The 19,649-nt window shown below is 66.1% G+C and carries 22 protein-coding genes and 1 tRNA gene; 16 read left to right on the top strand and 7 right to left on the bottom strand.

Annotated features, from left to right (window positions below; genetic code table 11):
* Positions 1-2 precede the first annotated feature (2 nt).
* The 7 genes from AC1ROX_RS22435 (at position 3) to AC1ROX_RS22405 (ending at position 7,273) form a co-directional block, all read left to right on the top strand.
* On the top strand, positions 3-605 hold the full coding sequence (locus AC1ROX_RS22435; protein WP_493129270.1) for a riboflavin synthase: 603 nt from the start codon (positions 3-5) through the stop codon (positions 603-605).
* Positions 602-1,756, top strand: a complete 1,155-nt coding sequence (ribB, locus tag AC1ROX_RS22430; protein WP_493129268.1) for a 3,4-dihydroxy-2-butanone-4-phosphate synthase — start codon at positions 602-604, stop codon at positions 1,754-1,756. The genes AC1ROX_RS22435 and ribB overlap by 4 nt, the downstream gene beginning before the upstream one ends.
* 2 nt (positions 1,757-1,758) lie before the next feature.
* Positions 1,759-2,247, top strand: coding sequence for a 6,7-dimethyl-8-ribityllumazine synthase (locus tag AC1ROX_RS22425; RefSeq protein ID WP_493129266.1), 489 nt, complete (start codon positions 1,759-1,761; stop codon positions 2,245-2,247).
* On the top strand, positions 2,244-2,714 hold the full coding sequence (nusB, locus tag AC1ROX_RS22420) for a transcription antitermination factor NusB (RefSeq protein ID WP_493129264.1): 471 nt from the start codon (positions 2,244-2,246) through the stop codon (positions 2,712-2,714). The genes AC1ROX_RS22425 and nusB overlap by 4 nt, the downstream gene beginning before the upstream one ends.
* Positions 2,715-2,720: 6 nt before the next feature.
* Positions 2,721-3,707: a thiamine-phosphate kinase gene (gene thiL / locus AC1ROX_RS22415; protein ID WP_493129262.1), complete on the top strand. Its 987-nt coding sequence runs from the start codon at positions 2,721-2,723 to the stop codon at positions 3,705-3,707.
* Between the two features lie 128 nt (positions 3,708-3,835).
* Entirely contained in the window at positions 3,836-5,017 is a 1,182-nt protein-coding gene (locus tag AC1ROX_RS22410; RefSeq protein WP_493129260.1) for an MFS transporter, read from the top strand.
* Positions 5,018-5,167: 150 nt separating this feature from the next.
* A complete protein-coding gene (locus AC1ROX_RS22405) occupies positions 5,168-7,273 on the top strand; it encodes a sodium-translocating pyrophosphatase (RefSeq protein ID WP_493129258.1) in 2,106 nt (701 codons plus the stop codon).
* A 74-nt stretch (positions 7,274-7,347) separates the two neighbouring features.
* Here AC1ROX_RS22405 and AC1ROX_RS22400 read toward each other — a convergent pair whose 3' ends face one another.
* A complete protein-coding gene (locus tag AC1ROX_RS22400; protein ID WP_493129256.1) occupies positions 7,348-7,839 on the bottom strand; it encodes an outer membrane protein assembly factor BamE in 492 nt (163 codons plus the stop codon).
* Positions 7,840-7,940: 101 nt separating this feature from the next.
* Here AC1ROX_RS22400 and AC1ROX_RS22395 point away from each other — a divergent pair, with 101 nt between their 5' ends.
* The 8 genes from AC1ROX_RS22395 to AC1ROX_RS22360 all read left to right on the top strand — a co-directional run bounded on the left by AC1ROX_RS22395 (position 7,941) and on the right by AC1ROX_RS22360 (position 12,935).
* Complete coding sequence (locus AC1ROX_RS22395; protein WP_493129254.1) at positions 7,941-8,435, top strand: ubiquinol-cytochrome C chaperone family protein; 495 nt, start codon at positions 7,941-7,943, stop codon at positions 8,433-8,435.
* 9 nt (positions 8,436-8,444) lie between these two features.
* Positions 8,445-9,029: a YceD family protein gene (locus tag AC1ROX_RS22390; protein WP_493129252.1), complete on the top strand. Its 585-nt coding sequence runs from the start codon at positions 8,445-8,447 to the stop codon at positions 9,027-9,029.
* A gap of 104 nt (positions 9,030-9,133) precedes the next feature.
* Positions 9,134-9,352: a 50S ribosomal protein L32 gene (rpmF, locus tag AC1ROX_RS22385; protein WP_493129250.1), complete on the top strand. Its 219-nt coding sequence runs from the start codon at positions 9,134-9,136 to the stop codon at positions 9,350-9,352.
* A gap of 52 nt (positions 9,353-9,404) precedes the next feature.
* Complete coding sequence (plsX, locus tag AC1ROX_RS22380) at positions 9,405-10,481, top strand: phosphate acyltransferase PlsX (RefSeq protein WP_493129248.1); 1,077 nt, start codon at positions 9,405-9,407, stop codon at positions 10,479-10,481.
* Entirely contained in the window at positions 10,478-11,449 is a 972-nt protein-coding gene (locus tag AC1ROX_RS22375; protein WP_493129246.1) for a beta-ketoacyl-ACP synthase III, read from the top strand. The genes plsX and AC1ROX_RS22375 overlap by 4 nt, the downstream gene beginning before the upstream one ends.
* 123 nt (positions 11,450-11,572) lie before the next feature.
* The gene (locus AC1ROX_RS22370) at positions 11,573-11,884 is read left to right on the top strand and encodes an integration host factor subunit alpha (protein WP_068193962.1); all 312 of its coding nucleotides are present in this window, start codon (positions 11,573-11,575) and stop codon (positions 11,882-11,884) included.
* Between the two features lie 23 nt (positions 11,885-11,907).
* The gene (locus AC1ROX_RS22365) at positions 11,908-12,438 is read left to right on the top strand and encodes a MerR family transcriptional regulator (protein WP_493129244.1); all 531 of its coding nucleotides are present in this window, start codon (positions 11,908-11,910) and stop codon (positions 12,436-12,438) included.
* A 185-nt stretch (positions 12,439-12,623) separates the two neighbouring features.
* Positions 12,624-12,935 (top strand): hypothetical protein, encoded by a 312-nt coding sequence (locus AC1ROX_RS22360; RefSeq protein WP_493129242.1) that lies wholly within the window; start codon positions 12,624-12,626, stop codon positions 12,933-12,935.
* A 16-nt stretch (positions 12,936-12,951) separates the two neighbouring features.
* Here AC1ROX_RS22360 and AC1ROX_RS22355 read toward each other — a convergent pair whose 3' ends face one another.
* On the bottom strand, positions 12,952-13,326 hold the full coding sequence (locus tag AC1ROX_RS22355; RefSeq protein WP_493129240.1) for a hypothetical protein: 375 nt from the start codon (positions 13,324-13,326) through the stop codon (positions 12,952-12,954).
* A 167-nt stretch (positions 13,327-13,493) separates the two neighbouring features.
* Positions 13,494-13,570, bottom strand: a tRNA-Pro gene (locus AC1ROX_RS22350).
* A gap of 108 nt (positions 13,571-13,678) precedes the next feature.
* Here AC1ROX_RS22350 and AC1ROX_RS22345 point away from each other — a divergent pair.
* A complete protein-coding gene (locus AC1ROX_RS22345; RefSeq protein WP_493129238.1) occupies positions 13,679-14,935 on the top strand; it encodes an MFS transporter in 1,257 nt (418 codons plus the stop codon).
* A 2-nt stretch (positions 14,936-14,937) separates the two neighbouring features.
* On the opposite strand, the gene AC1ROX_RS22340 is transcribed toward AC1ROX_RS22345, so the two are convergent.
* The 4 genes from AC1ROX_RS22340 to AC1ROX_RS22325 all read right to left on the bottom strand — a co-directional run bounded on the left by AC1ROX_RS22340 (position 14,938) and on the right by AC1ROX_RS22325 (position 19,605).
* On the bottom strand, positions 14,938-15,546 hold the full coding sequence (locus AC1ROX_RS22340) for a glutathione S-transferase family protein (protein WP_493129236.1): 609 nt from the start codon (positions 15,544-15,546) through the stop codon (positions 14,938-14,940).
* A gap of 69 nt (positions 15,547-15,615) precedes the next feature.
* Complete coding sequence (locus AC1ROX_RS22335) at positions 15,616-16,950, bottom strand: Rieske 2Fe-2S domain-containing protein (protein ID WP_493129234.1); 1,335 nt, start codon at positions 16,948-16,950, stop codon at positions 15,616-15,618.
* Complete coding sequence (locus AC1ROX_RS22330; RefSeq protein ID WP_493129232.1) at positions 16,950-18,284, bottom strand: Rieske 2Fe-2S domain-containing protein; 1,335 nt, start codon at positions 18,282-18,284, stop codon at positions 16,950-16,952. The genes AC1ROX_RS22335 and AC1ROX_RS22330 overlap by 1 nt, the downstream gene beginning before the upstream one ends.
* 28 nt (positions 18,285-18,312) lie before the next feature.
* On the bottom strand, positions 18,313-19,605 hold the full coding sequence (locus AC1ROX_RS22325; protein ID WP_493129230.1) for an O-acetylhomoserine aminocarboxypropyltransferase: 1,293 nt from the start codon (positions 19,603-19,605) through the stop codon (positions 18,313-18,315).
* Between the last annotated feature and the right edge of the window lie 44 nt (positions 19,606-19,649).

The raw sequence follows: 19,649 nt of genomic DNA, 5'->3' as shown, positions 1-19,649 counted from the left end.
CCATGTTCACAGGCATCGTGACTGATATCGGCGAGATCGTCTCGGTCGACCCCGGCGGCCAGGAAGGCGACCGTCGCTTCGTGATCGCCACGAAGCACGACATGGCGCCGATCGCCATCGGCGCCTCGATCGCCTGCTCGGGCTGCTGCCTCACCGTGATCGAGAAGAGCGCCGGCCGGTTCGCCGTCGAGGTGTCAGCCGAGAGCCTCGACAAGACGCATCTCGGCGACTGGAAGGTCGGCGGCCGCCTCAACCTCGAATTGTCGCTGAAGCTCGGCGACGAATTGGGTGGTCATCTCGTCTACGGTCATGTCGACGGCATGGGGAAGATCGTCTCGATGACGCCGGAAGGCGGCAGCGTGCGCTTCGTGTTCGAGGCGCCGCCCGAACTGGCGCGCTTCGTCGCGTCCAAGGGCTCGGTCGCCATCGACGGGATTTCGCTCACCGTCAATGAAGTGGACGGCAATCGCTTCGGCGTGAACGTGATTTCACATACGCAGGCGGTTACCACGCTGGGACAGGCCAAGGTTGGGCAGAGGGTCAACCTTGAGGTGGATATGCTCGCGCGTTACGTTGCGCGACTGTTGGAGCATCAGAAATCATGAGTGCGCTCGAAAAGGACGCTTGGCGGATCACCTTCAGCGAAGTGAAGGCCGCTGCCGAGGACATCATCGAGGAAGCCCGCAAGGGCCGGATGTTCATCCTCGTCGACGACGAGGACCGCGAGAACGAGGGCGACCTGGTGATCCCCGCCCAGTGGGCGACGCCGGAGGCCATCAACTTCATGGCCAAGCATGCGCGCGGCCTGATTTGCCTCGCCATGACACGTGAGCGGGTCGAACAGCTCGGCCTGCCGCTGATGTCGCAGAACAATCGCACCCGTCACTCGACCGCCTTCACCGTGTCGATCGAGGCGCGCGAGGGCGTGACGACCGGCATCTCGGCGGCCGATCGCGCGCGCACCGTCGCCGTGGCGATCGATCCTTCGTGCGGGCCGCATGACATCGTGACGCCGGGCCACGTCTTCCCGCTGGTCGCGCGCGACGGCGGCACGCTGGAGCGCACCGGACATACCGAAGCCGCGGTGGATCTCGCGCGCCTGGCGGGTCTCAACCCGGCCGGCGTGATCTGCGAGATCATGAACGACGACGGCACGATGGCCCGCCGCAACGACCTCATCACCTTCGCGCAGCGCCACGCGCTCAAGATCGGCACCATCGCCGACCTGATCGCCTATCGCCGCCGCTACGACTCGATCGTCAAGCGCATCAGCGAGACCAAGCTCGACAGCACCTGGGGCGGCGACTTCCGCTGCGTCGTCTACGTGAACAAGGTGACGATGGCCCAGCACGTCGCGCTGGTGAAGGGCGACCCCGCGGCGGGTGGCCCGGTCATGGTGCGCATGCATGCCGTCAACCTCTTCACCGACACGCTGGGCCAGCGCAGCGGCGGCCGCGGCGGCGAGATCGAGGCCTCGATGCGCGAGATCGCCAAGGAAGGCCGCGGCGTCATCGTGCTGATCCGCGAGCCGCTCACCGTCGTGCTGGCCGAGCAGCGCCGCCGCGCCGGCGAGCCGATCGAGCCGGCCGGGCAGGAGCTGCGCGACTACGGCGTCGGCGCCCAGATACTGATCGATCTCGGCGTGAAGGAAATGGTGCTGCTCAGCAATTCGCAAAAAAGCGTCGTCGGTCTCGAAGGCTTTGGCCTGAAGATCGTCGCCCAGAAGCCGGTTCCCGGCCGTGCAACGAAGGCCTGATCATGTCGACACGGACGGAGAACCCGACGGCCCGGCCGGCGGTCGATGGTGTGAAGGGCGCGCGTATCCTGATCGTCGAGTCGCGCTACTATGCCGATATCGCCGATGCGCTGATCCAGGGCGCCGAGCATGAGATTACGAAGAACGGCGCCAAGGTTGACCGCATCGTCGTGCCGGGCGCCTTCGAGATCCCCGGCGCGATCGCGCTGGCGGCCGACAAGAAGGGCCGGCGTTATGACGGCTATGTCGCGCTGGGCTGCGTGATCCGCGGCGAGACCACCCACTACGACTATGTCTGCGGCGAGAGTGCGCGCGGCCTGATGGATCTTGCGGTCCAGAAGAAGCTCGCCATCGGCTACGGCATCGTCACGGTCGAGAACATCGAGCAGGCGCGGGCGCGCGCCTTCACCGACCGTGGCGACAAGGGCGGCGACGCGGCCCATGCCTGCCTCGCCATGGTGGCGCTGGGCCGTCGCTGGAAGAAATCGTGAGCGACGCCAAGCCAGTGGGCCCCAGCCGTCGCCAGGCCGCCCGGCTGGCGGCCGTGCAGGCACTCTATCAGTGGCAGGAGGGGCAGGACGCCCCGGCCGAGATCATCGAGCAGTTCCTCAAGGTGCGGACCGGCGAGGCGGGCGAGGGCGGCATGCGCCGCGACGCCGACAAGCCGCTGTTCAAGGACGTGGTCGAGGGCACGACGACCAACCGGGATGCTCTGGAGGCGATCGTGACCGCCTCGCTGGCGCAGGACTGGACCTGGGCGCGCGTCGACCGCCTGGTGCGTGCCATCCTGCTCGCCGGCGCCTATGAGCTCGTGCACCGGGGTGACGTGCCGCTGCGCGTCGTCATCAACGAATATGTCGAGATCGCCCACGCCTTCTACGACAAGGGCGAGCCGAGCTTCATCAACTCCGTTCTCGACCGCGTGGCGCGTCAGGCGCGGCCGGCCGACCAGAAGTAGGCCGCCATGGCGCGGCGCCGGCGGATCGGGGAGTTCGAACTGATCGCCCGCTACTTCGCGCCACTCGCCCGCGGGTTCGGCGGTGCGGGCAACCTCAAGAGCGACAACGCCTTCCTCCCCGCCGATCCGCGCCGCGACCTCGTCGTCAAGACGGACACGATCGTCGCGGGCGTGCATTTCCTGGCCGATGAGCGGCCGCAGCGGGTTGCCGCCAAGGCCTTGCGCGTGTGCCTGTCCGACCTCGCGGCCGGCGGCGCGGCGCCCTTTGTCTATCAGCTCTCTCTGGCGCTGCCGGCGCAGTGGACCGAGAAATGGCTCGCGGGCTTCGCCAAGGGGCTCGCCGCCGACCAGCGCCGTTACGGCATCGTCCTGTGTGGCGGCGACACGGTAACGACGCCGGGGCCGCTCACCGTGACGATCACCGCTTTCGGCAAGGTCGCGCGCGGCAAGGGCCTGACCCGCGGTGGCGCGCGGGCAGGGGACGAACTCTGGGTGAGCGGTACCGTCGGCGATGGCGCTTTGGGCCTGCTGGCGGCGCAGGGTGGACTCCAGGACCTGACGGCCCGGCAACGCGCCTTTCTCGAGGATCGCTATCGGCTGCCGCGGCCCCGTTCATCGCTCGGGCAAAACCTGGTGGGTATCGTGACGGCTACGGCCGATGTCTCCGACGGGTTGCTGGCCGATGCCGGGCACATCGCCGACGCCTCTCGCCTGGCCGTGACCATCGAGCGCGATGATGTGCCCCTGTCTGCGGCAGCCCGCGCGGCGGTGGCCGCCGATCCGCGCCTGTGGGCGAACGTCCTGGGCGGCGGCGACGATTACGAGCTCGTGATGGCAGTCCCGTCCCGCAAGCGGTCGGCGCTCCTGGCTGCCGCACGCGCCGCCGGCATCGACGTCACGCGCATCGGCCGCTTTGCCCGAGGCAATGGCGTCACGGTGACGGCGGCCGGCAGGGCCATCGCAGCCCCGCGCAAGGGATACGTTCACTTCTAGCGAAGCACACCTGCTCATAGCTGCACTGCGCCGGCCGCCATGGCGCGGGCAGGGCACCCGACTAGAGTGCCGGCCCAATGGATGGATCGACACGGGTACAGGAAACGCCCGCAGCGTCCGACGGTGGCATGCCGCGTCGGTCGATGCGCAACATCGCCTTGCTGGCGATATGCCAGGCGCTGACGCAAAGCAGCAACACGCTGATGTTCGCCTCGTCGGCGCTGGCGGTGCTCACCATCGTCTCGTCGGACATGCGCATGTGGGCCAACCTGCCGGTCACCATGCAGCATCTCGGCGTCATGCTGTCGGTGTTCCCGGCCTCGATGCTGATGATGCGGCGCGGCCGCAAGTTCGGTTTCCGCAGCGGCTCGGTGATGGGCATGATCGGCTCGTTGCTCGCCGCCATCGGGCTTGGCCTCGGCAGCTTCCCGGTCATGTGTCTGGGCGGCCTGTTCCTGGGCTACGGCATCGCGAACATGCAGCTTTATCGGTTTGCCGCCGTCGAGCTGGCCCCAGCCCATCATCGCGCGCAGGCGATCTCCTATGTCACGGCGGGTGGCGTGCTGGCGGGCATCCTCGGTCCGAGCCTGGCGCGCTTCACGCCCGATCTCTGGCAGCCGCTCTTCCAGGCGAGCTTCTGCGCCGTCGTCGTCATCCACATCCTCGTCTTCATCGTGCTGGGCTTCATCGAGTTTCCGCAGGTCAAGGTCGAGGACTCGTCCGGCCCGCAGCGTCCGCTCTCCCAGATCGTCACCCAGCCGGCCTACATGGTGGCCTGCGCCGGTGCGATGATCGCCTTCGGCGTGATGTCCTTCGTGATGGCGGCCTCGCCGCTGGCCATCGTGCAGTGCGGCCTGAAGGCGACCGAGGCGCCGGTGACGATCTTCGTGCACGTCATGGGCATGTTCATCCCGTCCTTCTTCACCGGGCACCTGATCGCGCGCTTCGGCGTCTTCAACATCATGATCGCCGGCATCGTACTGCTGGTGGCCGGGGTAGGCGTGGCGCTCATGGGTGTCACCGAGTGGCATTTCCGCGGCGCGCTCAGCCTGAACGGGGTGGGCTGGAATTTCCTGTTCGTCGGCGCCACGACGCTTCTCACCACGACCTACCGGCCGGCGGAGCGGGGCAAGGCGCAGGCCTTCAACGACTTCATGGTCTTCGGCGTCACCACCGTGGCCAGCCTGATGGCCAGCGTCGTGCTCGAGCTGAAGGGGTGGGCCGCCTTGAACTACGTGGCGCTCGCCCTGGTGCTGGTCGCGCTGCTGGTCATCGGCATCTTCCGGTTGCGGAATCCGTCACGCGCGTGACGCCAAGCCCTTGAGGCGACGGGGCTTTTCCCATCCGTGAGTTGCGCCAACACGGCCATCATGTCATTTTTTGCGCGCCTCGCACCGGGGGAGTACACGCTTCAGGTCGCGACGCGCTAGAAGCGTTTTAAAAACAATGGGTTAGGAAATATGTCCACCGTTCTTTGGGGTGTCATCGGGTGCGGCTTAATTGCCGTGCTTTATGGCGTTATTACCGCATCGCGGGTCATGGCGGCCGATGCGGGTACGCCGCGCATGCAAGAAATTGCGCAAGCCATCCAGGAAGGTGCGGCTGCCTACCTGCGCCGCCAGTACACGACCATCGGCATCGTGGGCGTCGTCGTCCTCGTTGTCCTCGCTCTTCTGCTGGGCAAGTTCGCCGCCATCGGCTTCCTGATCGGCGCCATCCTGTCGGGCGTCACCGGCTTCATCGGCATGAACGTCTCGGTCCGCGCCAACGTGCGTACCGCAGTGGCTGCGCAAAAGAGCCTGGCCTCGGGTCTCGACCTCGCCTTCAAGGCGGGGGCGGTGACCGGCATGCTGGTGGCCGGCCTCGCCCTGATCGGCGTCGGTGGCTACTACTTCGTCCTGCTCAACATGGGCGTTCCCGGCGGCAGCCGCGACATGATCGACGCGCTGGTCGCGCTCGGCTTCGGCGCCTCGCTGATCTCGATCTTCGCCCGTCTCGGCGGCGGCATCTTCACCAAGGGTGCGGATGTCGGCGGCGACATGGTCGGCAAGGTCGAAGCGGGTATCCCGGAGGATGACCCCCGCAACCCGGCCACCATCGCCGACAACGTGGGCGACAATGTCGGCGACTGCGCCGGCATGGCCGCCGACCTGTTCGAGACCTACGCGGTGACGACTGTCGCCACCATGGTCTTGGCCTCGATCTTCTTCGCGGCCGATCCGGTCCTCGTCAGCAAGTTGATGGCCTATCCGCTGGTCATCGGCGGCGCCTGCATCATCACCTCGATCATCGGCACCTACTTCGTCCGCCTCGGCTCCGACGGAAACATCATGTGGGCGATGTACAAGGGCGTGATCGCGGCCGCCGTGTTGTCGATCCCGGCCATCTACTTCGCCACCGACCGCCTGGTCGGCATTGGCACGGTGATGACGGTGGGCGATCGTTCGTTCACCGGCCTGTCGCTGTTCTGGTGTTCGCTGGTGGGCCTCGCCATCACCGGCCTGATCGTCTGGGTCACCGAATACTACACCGGCACCGAATATCGCCCGGTGAAGGCCGTGGCGCAGGCCTCGGTCACCGGTCACGGCACCAACGTCATCGCGGGCCTCGCGATGTCGATGGAAGCCACGGCCGGTCCGGCGCTGCTGATCTGCGCCGGCATCGTGACCTGCTACATCCTGGCAGGCCTCTTCGGCATCGCCATCGCCACGACCGCCATGCTGGCGCTCGCGGGCATGATCGTCGCCCTCGATGCCTACGGTCCGGTCACCGACAATGCCGGCGGCATTGCCGAAATGGCGGGCCTGCCCAAGGAAGTGCGCAAGAACACCGACGCGCTCGACGCGGTCGGCAACACCACCAAGGCGGTCACCAAGGGCTACGCGATTGCGTCGGCCGGCCTCGGTGCGCTGGTGCTGTTCGCAGCCTACACCTCGGACCTCGACTACTTCATCGCCGCGGGCAAGCTCGGCGTTAAGGCGGTCGATTTCTCGCTGAAGAACCCCTACGTCGTGGTCGGCCTGCTGGTCGGTGGCCTGCTGCCGTATCTGTTCGGCGGCATGTCGATGCTGGCTGTCGGCCGCGCCGCCCAGTCGGTGGTCGAGGAAGTCCGCCGGCAGTTCAAGGAGAAGCCCGGCATCATGGCGGGCACGGATCGGCCGGACTACGGCCGTGCCGTCGACATGCTCACCAAGTCGGCGATCAAGGAGATGATGATCCCGTCGCTGCTGCCGGTGCTGTCGCCGATCGTGCTGTTCTTCGTGATCTCGGCGATCGCCGGACGCTCCGACGCCTTCGCGGCGGTCGGCGCCATGCTGCTCGGCGTGATCGTCACCGGCATCTTCGTCGCCATCTCGATGACGGCGGGCGGCGGTGCCTGGGACAACGCCAAGAAGTACATCGAGGAAGGCCATTTCGGCGGCAAGGGATCCGACGCCCACAAGGCGGCGGTGACCGGCGACACCGTCGGCGACCCGTACAAGGATACGGCTGGCCCGGCCGTCAACCCGATGATCAAGATCACGAACATCGTGGCGCTGCTGCTCCTCGCCGTCCTGGCGCACTGAGCAGAGGCAAGACACCCAAAAGGAAAAGCCCCGGTCGAAGGACCGGGGCTTTTTCTTTGGCTCTCTGGCTTTTGCTAGATACCGCCGCCGCTGGTCGGAGCGCCGGGGTTCTGGTTCTGGTTCTTTGGTCCGCTGAAGCGGCCGACATTGCCCAGGACCTGCTCGAGGATCGTGAGGCCCTTGCCCGAAGTCGGGGTGGTGCGCGCGACCATCTCGATTTCCTGCCCGTCCTTGAGATCGTAGTTCTTGATGCCCTCTATACGGCCGGAATCGTTGAAGGTGATCTGCATCACCTTCTGCCAGCTGATCCTGGGCTTGGTGTAGGCCCAGTATTCCTGGGTCTCGCTGATGTAGTACCAGATGTTCGGATTGAAGGTCGCGACGGCCGAGGGCGATCCGATCAGGCGGACCACGTCCTCGCGGCTCTGCGCGCCGACCTCGAGCTTTTCGACCGAACCAGGGGTCGCGGCGAAGCCGCGCTGGTCCACGGTGTTCTCGCAGCCGCCGAGTGCGACGGCGGATAGGGCAAGGGCGCCAACGAGGGCGAGCGGGGCGGTGCGACGCATGGACTGCTTCTTGGCTTTGCGGGAAGAGGGACTGCAAGATGTCGCGATGAAGGGGCCGGGTCAACCGCCTGTCCCGCGATCTATTGGGGAGGGAGTCGTTCGTGTTCCGCCGCCGCAAGCCCGAGGATGATTTCGCCGCCGCACTCTACAAGCGCGTGGCCGAGCAGGCGCGCACGGCCGAGCTGTACGAGGCCTGCGGCATTCCCGACACGCTCGATGGCCGCTTCGATGCGCTGGCGCTTCACGCCGCCCTGATGATCGACCGCCTGCGCCGCGAGCCCGATGGCGAGGCGCTGGCCCAGGCCTTCTTCGACGCCATGTTCCGCCATCTCGACCTGACCCTGCGCGAGATCGGCATCCAGGATCTCGGTATCGGCCGGCGCATCAAGATCATGGCAGAGGGGTTGCACGGCCGTGGGCTGGCCTATCGCGAGGCGCTCAACGATGGCCTGACGCCGCTTGCCGAGGTCTTGCGCCGCAACGCCTATGGCGGTAGGTCGCCGCAGGACTCCGAAAGTGTCGTTCGGCTCGAGGCCTATGTTCGGGATTATGTGCGATCGCTGGATGCAACGGCCCGCAACGACTTGATGAAGTGAATTAATAAAATGTCTCAAGGCACTGATAAAATTGTCAAATCAGAGATCGAACGCATGGTCGATCTGGAAAAGCTCGGCAACAACGGCACGGCGCTCGAGATTTCCACCACCGAGAGCGAGCGGGCCGCCTTGGCCAAGCGCTTCGGCTTTCTCGGCCTGCCGGCCTTTTCGGCGCGGGTGACGGTGGATCGGCGCGCCGGCGGACAGGTCGTTGTCGAGGGAAGGTTCAAGGGCCGGATCGTCCAGGCCTGCATCCTGAGCCTCGATCCGGTGACCCAGGAACTGGACGATGCCTTCCGGCTGGTCTTCGCCGAGAACGTGACCGAGGACAAAGACCCCGAAAGCGGGGAGGCGCTGCTGAATGCCCAGGGCGACGCTCCGGAACCCCTGAGCGGAAATATGCTCGATGTCGGCGAAATCGTCGCCGAGCAGCTCTCGTTGACGGCCGATCCCTATCCGCGGCGGCCTGGAATCAAGCTCGAGGACGTGTTGCCGAAGCCCAAGGGCGGCGCCCGCCGGTCCGCGCCCGACCAGCGCCGCCATCCTTTCGCCGGCCTGGCGGTGCTGAAGGACAAACCCCGCCGCGGCCGGTAATTTGTTGCGGCGGTGAGACGATTTGGCTAGAGAAGGCCGCCCGCCGCGCCTATAGAGCGCGGCTGCAGCATTTTTGGGGGCGTGCCCTGCTTGGGAAAGCGGGAGTGGCCCTCGTCGTGGAGATCGTCATGGCAGTTCCCAAGAAAAAGGTTTCGAAGTCCCGTCGCAACATGCGTCGCTCGCATCACGCGCTGCCGACCATGGCGTTCATGGAATGCAAGAACTGTGGCGAGCTGAAGCGCCCGCACATGGTTTGCTCGCATTGCGGCTACTACCGCGAGGACATGCCCGTCCTGGCCGACGCCGCGTCGGCCGAGAAGTAGTCAGAAGCACGCCGCCGGCAATGCGCTGGCATTCGACAGGCGGGGCGCGACGGTGAGTACGAAGAAGATCGTACTCGCACTCGACGGCATGGGTGGCGATCACGCCCCCGACGTCATCGTGAACGGCGCCGATATCGCCCGCGAGCGCTATCCCGGCACGTCCTTCCTGCTGTTCGGCGACGAGGCGCGGCTGAAGGCGCTCGTCGACAAGCGAAAGGGTCTCGCGCAGGCGCTCGAGATCGTGCCGTCGGAAGACGCGGTGCTGGCCGAGGACAAGCCGTCCTTCGCGCTGCGCCGCCGCCGCAAGTCCAGCATGTGGATGGCCGTCGACGCGGCCGCCCAGGGCCAGGCCGACACGGTGGTGTCGGCCGGCAATACTGGCGCCTTGCTCGCCATCTCGATGTTCGCGATGCGCATGCTCGAAGGCGCGGACCGGCCAGCGCTGGCGTCGTTCATGCCGACCTCGCGCGGCGAGACGGTGATGCTGGATCTCGGCGCCAACCTCGAATGCGATGCCGAAAATCTCGCGCAGTTTGCCGTGATGGGCAGCGTGTTCGCCCAGGCGCTGCTCGGCCTCGACTCTCCGAAAGTCGGCCTGTTGAATGTCGGCTCGGAGGAGCTCAAGGGGCACGAGGAGCTGCGCCAGGCGGCGGCCTGGCTGCGCCGCGAAGGCTCGCCGGTCAACTTCCACGGCTTCGTCGAGGGCAACGACATCGGCGCCGGCGTGACCGACGTCGTGGTCACCGACGGCTTCACCGGCAACGTCGCGCTGAAGGCGATCGAGGGGACCGCCAAGCTCACCTTCCAGTTCGTGGGCGACGCCTTCCGCACTTCTACGTTCGCCAAGATCGGCTACCTGTTTGCGGCAGGGGCCTGGCGGAAACTGCGCAAGCGGGTCGATCCGCGCCGCTACAATGGCGGCGTGTTCCTGGGTCTCGACGGCGTCTGCGTGAAGAGCCACGGCGGCACGGACGCGCTGGGCTTCGCCTACGCCATCGGCGTGGCGGTCGACCTGGTCCGCTACGAATACAAGAGCAAGCTCGTCGAGGGACTTGCCCGGCTGCATGAGATCACCTCGGCGGCCGAAACGCCGGCCGCATCGCTGCAGGCCACCGGAGGAACTGCGTGATTCGTTCTGTCGTTCAAGGCTGTGGTTCGTATCTGCCCGAGCGTGTCGTCACCAACGAAGAACTGTCGAAGACCGTCGACACGACCGACGAGTGGATCCAGCAGCGCACCGGCATCCGTCAGCGTCACCTCGCGGCCGACGGCGAATTCACCTCCCACCTGGCGGTCAAGGCGTCGCAGCGCGCGCTCGACCATGCCGGCCTCAAGGCGTCCGATCTCGACCTGATCGTGCTCGCCACCGCGACGCCCGACCAGACCTTCCCGGCCACCGCGACCAAGGTGCAGGCCGAACTCGGCATGACCGGTGGCGCGGCGTTCGACGTCCAGGCGGTGTGCGCGGGCTTCGTCTACGCCGTCTCGGTCGCCGACAGCATGATCAAGAGCGGCGTCGCTTCGACGGCGCTGGTGATCGGCGCGGAGACTTTCTCGCGCATCCTCGACTGGGACGACCGCGGCACCTGCGTGCTGTTCGGCGACGGCGCGGGCGCGATCGTGCTCAAGGGCGAGCAGGGCGCCGGCACCCCGGCAGATCGCGGCATCCTCGCCAACGCGCTGCACTCCGACGGCCGCCACCACGACATCCTCTACGTCGACGGCGGACCCTCCTCGACCCGGACCACCGGCTTCCTCCGCATGGAAGGCAAGGAGGTCTTCAAGCACGCGGTGGTCAACATGGCCGCCGTGGTGGGCGAGGTGCTGGAGAAGGCGGGGCTCGAGGCCAAGGACATCGACTGGCTGGTGCCGCACCAGGCCAACAAGCGCATCATCGACGGCACGGGTCGCAAGCTAGGCCTGCCGCCGGAGCGCGTCGTGGTGACGGTCGACAAGCACGCCAACACGTCGGCGGCGTCGATCCCGCTGGCGCTCGACGTTGCGGTCAAGGACGGCCGCATCAAGAAGGGCGACCTGCTGCTGCTCGAGGGGATCGGCGGCGGCCTGTCGTGGGGCGCGAGCCTCGTTCGCTGGTAATGCGAGAATAATAGCCAACGGAACGTGAACAGGCGGCGATTCAAGTCCAGCCGCTATCCCACTGATATTGACCGCTTTCCCACCTTACAGTAAGGTTTAACTGGGGGAAGAAGAGGTACCGGAGTGGACGGCCGGACTATCACGCGCGCCGATCTGAGCGAGTCAGTGTTCCAGGAAGTGGGCCTGTCTCGCAACGAATCCAGCGATCTTGTCGAGACGATCCTCGGCGAGGTGGTGGAGGCGTTGGCGCGCGGCGAATCGGTGAAGATCTCCTCGTTCGGGAGTTTCACGGTTCGCGATAAGGGGCAAAGGGTCGGCCGCAACCCGAAGACCGGGCAGGAAGTTCCCATCCTGCCGCGGCGGGTCCTCGTCTTTCGAGCGTCGAATGTCCTGAAATCACTGATCAACGGGGCGCCCGGCGAGAACAAGGGGTAGTTGGGAACACGAGGGGATCAGAGATGGCCGTTTCGGTTCAGACCGTCGAAAGACGGGTCGAGAAGTCGGCGCAGGCGTTCCGCACGATCAGCGAGGTCGCGACCGAGCTCGACGTGCCGCAGCACGTGCTGCGGTTCTGGGAAAGCAAGTTCTCCCAGGTTCGTCCGCTGAAGCGGGGCGGCGGCCGTCGCTACTACCGGCCCGAAGACATCGACCTCCTGCGCCGCATCCGCACCTTGCTCTACGAAGAGGGTTACACGATCAGGGGCGTGCAGCGCCTCCTGAAGGAAGGCCGTGGCCGCCTGCCGCCGCAGCGCCTCGACCTCGCCGCCGAGAGCGCGCTGGAGAGCCTGCGCATCGTTTCCGCCCGTGCCGAAGCGATGGCCGCCGGCGGTACCCGCCAGCCGCTGCCGCGGACCGGCCCGCAGCCTTCGACCACGACACCGCGCGCGGCGGTTCTCGACCTCCACAAGCGCCGTGAGATCGAATCGGTGCTGGAAGATCTCGAACAGGCGCTGACGCAACTGCGCAGCACGCTGAAGACGCAAAACTAGCCCTTCAACCCTTGAGCACCGCCGGGGGGCGGCGCTCAAGGGCTTGCAGGTGCCGCGTCTGCGGGCCACCAGATCGGGTGGCCTTTGTAAGAAAGTGTATCAAGTCACTGATTTTATTTGGTTTTTGCCCGGGCAGGCGTATCGTGCCCGGCGAGGGGCCTTCAACGGTATCGTCAAAGGGGGACGTGACCGTGCTTGTTAACCGCGATTTCGCGCGCCATCACGCGCGTTCATTCGACTTAACTTCATTTAATGACAATGGGTTGGAAGTTGATCTTCCCACCTTGCACGAACTTCTTTACCTGCGCCGTGGCCTGACCCAGCCGGGCGGCAAGCTGCCGCTGTTCGATCTTGACGGTCAGGATGTTGATGTTGACGTCGTCAAGCGATGCCTCGAGGCGGGCTGGGCGCAGCCCTGGTTCAAGAATCCGCTGAAGCCGGACTGGCTCGTCTGCAAGCTCACGGAGCTGGGACGGCAGGTCGCGTCTGCGCCGTAGGGGAATAACTCGCGCGTTACTGCTTCGTCATCGAGACGACGAAGGAGTTGCCGTTTCTATTCTGGAAGGTACCCGATAGCTTGCCGTCCTTATGCTGAAGCTGGACGGCGGAGCCGGCTCCGGTCGTAAAGCTGACGGCGTTGCCGGAAAAGGTACAAACCTGCCTGGCGGCGTTTGCCGCCCGTGAGGGATAATCCCATCGACATCCGCCATCGGGCGCAACAATGAAGACACGGTCTGCTCCGTTCGGATCGTTGCGATAGTTCTGAAGGGCGCCCGTCCAGGAGCCTACCGCCCAAGCAGGCGCGGGCGTCTGCGAATTTGCGGAAGCGGCGACGACAATGAGCCCAACCGAGAAGCACATGCGCCGGATAACGGAAGGACTGAGCATGCTGCAACCTCTCCTGGAGTGGGAAAGGAGTTGAGTAAGAACCTTCGCGCCCAACCGTTGCGCGAGTCAAATGCGAATCGATCCGGAAGAGGTTTCGCGCGGTCCGGCCCGAGAGTCCGATCATCCCCGCCGTGGAAGGGCCGGAGAGCCATATTCAAAGGATTTAATGGTCGGGGCGACAGGATTTGAACCTGCGACCCCCAGTCCCCCAGACTGATGCGCTACCAGGCTGCGCTACGCCCCGACCGGTGCCGCCGGCCGGTGGGCCCGCGGCACCGGGGCTTTAGCGCGAATGACAGCGTTGCCGCAAGCTGCGCTTGCGCCGAAACGGGCGACAAAGGATACAGGCGCCATGATCGATTACGGCCCGCGCGTCCTGCTCTTCTCCTCCATCGGCCACGCGCTGATGCACATGATGGCGGCGTTCTACGCCGTGATCGTGCTCACCCTTGCGGTTTCCTGGAACCTGCCGGCCGAGGATCTGCTGCGCCTCTACGCGCCGGCCACGGTCCTGCTGGGCGTCATGTCGCTGCCGGCCGGCTGGGCCTCGGACAAGTTCGGCGCGCCGGCCATGATGGTCGTGATGTTCCTCGGCCTCGGCCTGTCGTCGATCGCCTGCGGCCTGGTGCCGACCGGCGACACGCTGGCGCTGTCGCTGGCCCTGTGCGGCATCGGCACGTTCGCCGCCTTCTACCATTCGGTCGGCATCGGCTGGGTGATCCGCACGGCGAAGGAGCAGGGCCATGCCATGGGCGTGAACGGGCTGTGGGGCAGCGCGGGGCTGGCGCTCTATGGGATCGTGCCCGGCGTGCTGATCACGCTGGCCTCGTGGCGCGCGGCCTTCATCGTTCCGGGCATCATCTGCCTGGTCGTCGGCGCCGTCCTCTGGGTGCAGATCCGCCAGGGCAAGGTCGGCGACCGGCCGATGCCGCAGGCCAAGGGCACCCAGGTCGGCCGCCGTGACTTCTGGCGCGTCTTCTCGGTGCTCTCCGTCACCATGGCGCTGGAAGGCGTCATCTGGCAGGCGGTGATGTTTGGCGCCGCGATGGTCTTCCAGGTGAAGCTCGCGCCCGAGATCTCGGCGCTGCGCGACGGGCTGGCCTCCTGGGGCGTCGTCACCCAGATCGTGCTGTGGGTCGGCCTGGCCACTTCGATGATCTACGTGGTCTCCGGCATCGCCCAGTATGCGATGGGCCGGCGCATCATCGACCGCTATCCGCTGAAGGCGACCTATGTCGTGGCCTCGGCGCTGCAGGTGATCGCGATGCTGGCGCTGGCCATGGGCAATGGCTACGTGGCGCTGCTGGGCGCCATCGGCTCGGCGGTGCTGAGCTCGGCAGCCGGCCCGATCGAGAACATCCTGATCGCGCGCTACACGCCCAGCCGCTATCACGGCCTCGGTTTCGGCGCGAAGTTCGTCGTGGCTTTCGGGGCAGGGCCGCTGGCGATCCTGCTGATCGCCTGGGTGCGCGAGACGACGGGCAGCCTCGAGCTGCTGTTCCTCGGCCTTGCTGCCGTCTCGGTCGTGATCACGCTGGTGGCGCTGCTGCTGCCGGGCAACGAGCGCGATGCCTCGTTGCCGGCCCCGCAGGTCGCGCCCGCGGAGTAGTCCTACTTGGCGCCGCGCGCCGCCTTGTAGGTGGGGCGCGACAGGCAGCGGTCGAGCCAGGCGCTGACGTTTGGAAACACGGTGAAATCGATCTTGATCGGCTTGGCCCAGCTCATGATCGAAGCGAGGTTGAGGTCGGCCACGGTGAAGGTCGAGCCCAGCAGGTAGTCGCGGCCTTCGAGCGCGCCGTTCAGCACCGCCAGCGGCTTGGGCAGCGCCTTCTGCGCCTCGGCGACGGCCTCCGGCTTGCGCTTGTCCGGCGCGGTCATGAACATGTCGATCAGGATCGTGAGCAGGGGCTTCTCCAGCTCCGTCATGCCCCAGAAGCTCCACTGGTTGCACAGCGCCCGGTCCTCGGCGCTCTCCGGCATGAAGCCATCCTTGCCGTGCTTGCCCGCCAGATAGAGGTTGATCGCCATCGATTCGAACAGTTTGAAGTCGCCGTCGACCAGCGCCGGCACCTTGCCGTTGGGATTGACCTTGAGATACTCGGGATTCTTGAGGTCCTTCATCTCGACGGCGATGTGCTCGTACGGAATGCCGAGCTCATGCGCGATCCAGAGGGCGCGCGCTGCGCGCGAGGCCGTCGGCCCATAAATCTTGATGGTCACGTTACAGTCTCTCCCCAAACCCGATATCGGTGCCGACGATAATGCAGGGCCTCGTGACGGTCTAACGCTCTATTCCGCGAGGCCGTATTCGCCGCCGACATAGCCGTGCCGGTGCCCGAAGCGCTCCGTCATGACCGTTGCGAGATCCTTCTCCGGCGCGGCGATCCAGCCGCCGGCCCGGACCGCGTAGCGGGGCGACGCCGAAGCCGCGCGCGGCGGCTCGCCCTGCTGCAGCGCGCGGGCGGCGGCCATCACCAGCTTGCGGAACTCGGCGATGCCGACGTCGGTCGGCCCGAGATGTTCGCGGGTCCGGTCCTGGAGCGCGCCCTGGCTGTCCTGGATGGCGGCGTCCTGGTCGGACACGCCGCTGATGCCGGTGTAGCTCAGCGTCTTCTGCAGCTCGCGGTCGATCAGATAGTCGTTTCGAATGTTGCGTTTGGGGACGTAATGCTCGTCGATCTCGGCATGGAGGCTGAGGCCCGACGCATACTTGGCGCGCTCGGCGTTGGTGAGCGGCCGGTCGGGCACCCAGCTATAGGTGTAGATCCAGCAGCTCGTGTCATCGACCGGCACCCAGGTCTGGCCGTGATAGACCTCGCCGGGGAAGGCGACCGGCACCAGCGCATGGTTGGGTGCGAGATACTGCGCAATGCGCCAGTAGATGTCGGTCGTGTCGGTCTTGCGGCCGGCGGCGATGACCAGCCCGGCATCGTGGCCCTCGATTCTGAACTTGGGCCGCGGATCGTCGGTGACCCAGCGGCTGCGGTCGGCGAGGCCGCCTTCCTGGCCGATCGCCGAGGTCTTGCGCAGGATATCGAGGCGCGCTGACTCGTCCTTGGTCGGGATGGCGTGCAGGAAGGAGAAGTGCGCGGTGTCGATCGCACCTTCCAGGCTCTGCACCCAATTGCAATCCTGCCACTTCTTCGAAACGAAGCGATGCCCAGCGGGAACGAGGCCGAGTTCGAGCTGCGGCAACTCGGGCATGTGCTCGCGCGGGCCCATATAGACCCAGATCATGTCGGCCCATTCGCGCACCGGATAGGACAGGAGCTTGATCGTGTCCTTGTAGGTCGATTCCGGCAGTGAGGTCGGCAGGTCGACGCAGTTGCCGTCGATGTCGAACTTCCAGCCATGGAAGGCGCAGCGCAGGCCGCACTCTTCGTTGCGGCCGAAATAGAGATTGGCGCCGCGATGCGGGCAGTGCGGCTCGACGATGCCGACCCTTCCGTCGGTCTGGCGGAAGGCCAAAAGGTCCTCGCCCAGGATGCGGATCTTCTTCGGCGGTCCGTCGCGTTCGAGCAGTTCCTCGGAGAGGAGGGCGGGCATCCAGAAGTGGCGCAGCAGGTCGCCCATCGGCGTCCCCGGGCCGCTCTGCGTCAGGAATTCGTTGTCGGAGCTGAGCATCAGTCACCCAATCCGTACTGGTTGCCGATATAGCCGCGATCGTGGCCGAAGCGTTCGGCCATCACAGTGGCGAGATCCTTGTCCGGTGCGGCGATCCAGCCGCCCGAGCGCACGGCATAGCGATGCGCCTTGTGGGGCGCGGCCGGCGCTTCGCCCGCGGCGAGGCGGCGGGCCGTGCCCATCACCAGCTTGCGGAACTCCACGATGCCGATGTCGGTCGGGCCGAGATGCTCCTTGGTGCGGTCCTGGATCGGGCCCTGGCTGTCCTGGATGGCGGCGTCCTGTTCGGAGACGCCGGTGATGCCGGTGAAGTTCTCGCTGAGCTGGACGCTGCGGTCGCGCAGGTAATCGTTGTCCTTGTTGCGCAGCGGCCTGTAGTCGGCATCGACCTCGGAATGGACGTTGAAGCCGCCGCGATACTTGGCGCGCTCGGAGTTGCTGAGCGGCCGGTCGGGCTGCCAGCAGTAGGTGTAGATCCAGCAGTTCACGTCATCGACCGGCACCCACGACTGCCCGTAGTAGATCTCGCCCGGGAAGGCGGCGGGCGTGTAGGCGTGGTTGGGCATCAGGAACTGTGCGATTCGCCAGTACAGGTCGGCGCCGTCGGTCTTGCGGCCGCCGGCGATCACCAGGCCGGTATCGTGACCCAGCACGCTGAATTTTGGCCGCGGATCGTTCTGCACCCAGCGCACGCGGTCGTCCGGCTTGGCCTGATCGGCGAGGGCGGCGCGGCTCATGGCGCGGCGCGCAGTCTCGTCGTCGGTCGCCAGTACCTTGTGCAGGAAGGAGAAGTGCGAGGTGTCGATCGCGCCCTCGAGGCTCTGCACCCAGTTGCAGTCCTGCCACTTCTTGGTGACGAAGCGCGAGGTGGCGGGGACCAGCCCAAGCTCGAGCTGCGGCAGCTCGGGCATGGTCTCGCGCGGGCCCATATAAACCCAGATCATGTCGGCCCATTCGCGCGTCGGATAAGCGAGGAGCTTGATCGTGTCCTTGTAGGTCGATTCCGGCGGCGAGGTCGGGAGGTCGACGCAGTTGCCGTCGACATCGAATTTCCAGCCATGGAAGGAGCAGCGCAGGCCGCAATTCTCGTTGCGCCCGAAATAGAGATTGGCGCCGCGATGGGGGCAATGCGGCTCGACGATGCCGACCCGTCCGTCGGTCTGGCGGAAGGCGAGGAGGTCCTCGCCCATGATCCTGATCTTCTTCGGCGGCCCGTCGCGTTCGGGCAATTCCTCGGACAGCATCGCCGGCATCCAGAAGCGCCGCAGCATCTCGCCCATGGGCGTGCCCTTGCCGGCGCGGGTCAGGAACTCATTGTCCGCCTTGCTGAGCATGTCTCCTCCATCCCGGAAAACGGTCTCATTATTTCTTCGTTGCCTTTTCCAGAGCCTGATCCAGATCGGCGATGATGTCTGCAACCGTTTCGATGCCAATCGACAGGCGCAACACGTCGGGGCCGGCGCCGGCGGCTACGCGCTGTTCCTCGGAGAGCTGGCGATGCGTGGTAGAGGCGGGATGGATGATCAGGCTCTTGGCGTCGCCGATATTGGCGAGGTGCGAGAACAGCTCGACGCTGTCGACGACTTTCATGCCGACCTCGTAGCCGCCCTTCACGCCGAAGGTGAAGATCGAGCCGGCGCCCTTGGGCAGGTATTTCTTTGCCAGCGCATTGTACTTGTTCGAGGGCAGGCCGGCATAATTCACCCAGGCCACCGCCGGATGCTTCTCGAGGTGCTGCGCGACCGCCAGCGCATTGGCGCAATGGCGCTCCATGCGCAGGCCCAGCGTCTCCATGCCGAGCATGGTGAGCCAGGCGTTGAACGGCGCCTGCGTGGGGCCGAGGTCGCGCAGGCCAACGGCGTGGCTATGGAAGGTGTAGGCCATGTCGCCGAAGGTCTCGTAGAAGTTCAGCCCGTGATAGGCGGATTCGGGACCGGCGAGGCTCGGGAATTTGCCGCCGCGCGACCAGTCGAACTTGCCGGAGTCGACGACCGCGCCGCCCATCGAGGTTCCGGTGCCGCTCAGGAACTTGGTGGTCGAGTGCACGACCAGCGTGGCGCCATACTCGATCGGCTTGCAGAGCCACGGTGTCGCCAGCGTGTTGTCGACCAGCAGCGGCACGCCGGCATCCTCGGCGATGCGGGCGATTGCCTCGATGTCGCTGACCACGCCGCCCGGGTTGGCGAGGCTCTCGATGAAGAAGGCCTTGGTCTTGTCGGTGACGGCGCGCTTGAAATTGTCCGGCGTGTCGGCGTCGACGATGTTCGCCGCCCAGCCGAACTTCGGATAGGTGTTCTTCATCTGCTGCAGGGAGCCGCCGTAGAGGCGCGAGGCGGCGACGATCTCGGCGCCGGGACCCATCAGCGGGAAGAGGGCGAGAACCTGCGCGGCGTGGCCCGAGGAAGCGACGGTGCAGCCACGGCCGCCTTCCAAGGTCGCCAACCGCGTCTCGAGCGCGGCATTGGTCGGATTGGTGAGCCGCGAATAGATGAATCCCACGGTCTGCAAATTGAACAGCGCCGCGGCGTGGTCGGCGTCTTCGAAGACGTAAGCCGTCGTCTGGTAGATCGGCTGGGCGCGCGCCCCGGTCGTGGGGTCGGGGGCCGCGCCTGCGTGCAGTGCCAGTGTTTCGAAACCGTAGGTCTTGTCGCTCACGAAGCTCTCCCTTGCGCGCAATTCACGGACCTATTCCGCCCATT

Source organism: Reyranella sp. GW821-FHT14A01 (genome assembly GCF_058803965.1).
Note: the sequence above shows the minus strand (reverse complement) of the source record. Positions and strands in the feature narration are given on the sequence as shown.

Bases quoted from the DNA above. Each gene is read 5' to 3' on its own strand.
- AC1ROX_RS22355 (WP_493129240.1), bottom strand. From the start codon at position 13,326: ATGCTCAGTCCTTCCGTTATCCGGCGCATGTGCTTCTCGGTTGGGCTC.
- ribB (WP_493129268.1), top strand. From the start codon at position 602: ATGAGTGCGCTCGAAAAGGACGCTTGGCGGATCACCTTCAGCGAAGTG.
- thiL (WP_493129262.1), top strand. From the start codon at position 2,721: ATGGCGCGGCGCCGGCGGATCGGGGAGTTCGAACTGATCGCCCGCTAC.
- AC1ROX_RS22335 (WP_493129234.1), bottom strand. From the start codon at position 16,950: ATGCTCAGCTCCGACAACGAATTCCTGACGCAGAGCGGCCCGGGGACG.
- AC1ROX_RS22400 (WP_493129256.1), bottom strand. From the start codon at position 7,839: ATGCGTCGCACCGCCCCGCTCGCCCTCGTTGGCGCCCTTGCCCTATCC.
- AC1ROX_RS22425 (WP_493129266.1), top strand. From the start codon at position 1,759: ATGTCGACACGGACGGAGAACCCGACGGCCCGGCCGGCGGTCGATGGT.
- AC1ROX_RS22410 (WP_493129260.1), top strand. From the start codon at position 3,836: ATGCCGCGTCGGTCGATGCGCAACATCGCCTTGCTGGCGATATGCCAG.
- AC1ROX_RS22345 (WP_493129238.1), top strand. From the start codon at position 13,679: ATGATCGATTACGGCCCGCGCGTCCTGCTCTTCTCCTCCATCGGCCAC.
- AC1ROX_RS22405 (WP_493129258.1), top strand. From the start codon at position 5,168: ATGTCCACCGTTCTTTGGGGTGTCATCGGGTGCGGCTTAATTGCCGTG.
- AC1ROX_RS22330 (WP_493129232.1), bottom strand. From the start codon at position 18,284: ATGCTCAGCAAGGCGGACAATGAGTTCCTGACCCGCGCCGGCAAGGGC.
- AC1ROX_RS22365 (WP_493129244.1), top strand. From the start codon at position 11,908: ATGGCCGTTTCGGTTCAGACCGTCGAAAGACGGGTCGAGAAGTCGGCG.
- AC1ROX_RS22390 (WP_493129252.1), top strand. From the start codon at position 8,445: ATGTCTCAAGGCACTGATAAAATTGTCAAATCAGAGATCGAACGCATG.
- AC1ROX_RS22435 (WP_493129270.1), top strand. From the start codon at position 3: ATGTTCACAGGCATCGTGACTGATATCGGCGAGATCGTCTCGGTCGAC.